This window comes from Micromonospora sp. Mcm103 (assembly GCF_024519755.1).
Classification (GTDB): domain Bacteria; phylum Actinomycetota; class Actinomycetes; order Mycobacteriales; family Micromonosporaceae; genus Micromonospora; species Micromonospora aurantiaca.
The window spans coordinates 1-800 of record NZ_JALJRJ010000058.1 but is presented as its reverse complement, the minus strand read 5'-3'; the positions used below and the strand labels follow the sequence as shown (position 1 = coordinate 800).

The 800-nt window shown below is 65.0% G+C and carries 1 protein-coding gene; it reads right to left on the bottom strand.

Features of this window, described 5'->3' with window-relative positions; all coding sequences use genetic code 11:
* On the bottom strand, positions 1–800 hold an 800-nt coding region (locus tag OC439_RS30155; RefSeq protein ID WP_262016382.1), incomplete at both ends, for a non-reducing end alpha-L-arabinofuranosidase family hydrolase.

Genomic DNA, 800 nt, shown 5'->3' with positions numbered 1-800 from the left:
TCGCCGCCGGAGTTGGGGGAGCGGCCCTGGTAGAGCAGTTGGAGGTTGCAGGGGTCGACGGTGAAGGTCTGGTCCGCGGTGGTGCGGATCAGTTCACCGTGGCTGATGTCGTTGGTCCAGGTGGCGCCGCTGTTGGCCTTGCCGGCGAACGGGTTGGACTCGGTGGCGGCCTGCGGGGTCCAGGATCCGCCCAGGCTGGTGGCGGTGAAGGAGCGGAAGTAGCGGCCCTGGGAGCCGATCGCCTCGACGATCATGAGGTAGCGGGTCTGGCCCTGCAGCTTGTAGACCTGCACGGCTTCGAACAGGTTGTTCGTCGAATCCGACATGATGGTGGTGTAGTTGGAGCCGAAGCTGCCGGGGAAGTTCCCGATCGGCATGCTGGAGCGGTAGATCTTGCCGTTGTCACCGGCGAAGAACAGGTACATGTTCTGGTCGTCGGCGATCAGGGTCTGGTCGATCGGGCCGGTGCCGGAACCGGAGATGCTGCCGGTGAACAGCGGCTGCGCCGACGACCAGCCGTTCGGGTTGGTCGGATTCGTCGAGGTGCGGTAGGAGAACGCGGTCGGCCCCCACTGGTAGGCGAGGACCCAGATGTTGCGCGGCGCGAAGTAGAACAACGTCGGCGCCACAGTCCCCGACGACATCGCGTTCTGCGACGCCGAAGCCATCTGCGACCAGTTCGAGAACAGACCGAAGTTCATCGACCCCCACGACGACCCGGTGTCGTGCGTCGTGGCGTACACCAGGTGCTGCCCGTTGTACGGCACCACCGTGAAGTCCTTCAACGACACCCACCCCGA